Genomic DNA, 268 nt, shown 5'->3' on the forward strand with positions numbered 1-268 from the left:
GGGAAAATTCGCCGTCCCAATGATCACGGTTTCAGCGCCGCTCACAGCGTCACAGCCTGCCGTGGTTTTCCCGGTCTGTTGCGTGCCGGTGTTCGCGGTTGGGTCGGTGGAGGTGCAGCCCGCGAGCAAGGTGGGTACGACCAGCGCGGCGAAACTGAGTCGCAGGGAACGGGTGTTGAGGCGCAGGAAAGTCATATTGTCCGACTGTAGACCGTAAGCCCGGGTCTCAGTGTTCACGTGCGCCGGGGGCAAGCGTGCACGTCTGGCC

The 268-nt window shown here is 63.4% G+C and carries 1 protein-coding gene; it reads left to right on the plus strand.

What is annotated here, in order from left to right:
* The coding region (locus RZA33_RS19515; RefSeq protein WP_317509813.1) for a hypothetical protein at positions 1 to 210 on the plus strand (210 nt) is incomplete at its 5' end.
* Positions 211 to 268: the final 58 nt, after the last annotated feature.

This window comes from Halovibrio sp. HP20-59 (assembly GCF_033052795.2).
Classification (GTDB): domain Bacteria; phylum Pseudomonadota; class Gammaproteobacteria; order Pseudomonadales; family Halomonadaceae; genus Vreelandella.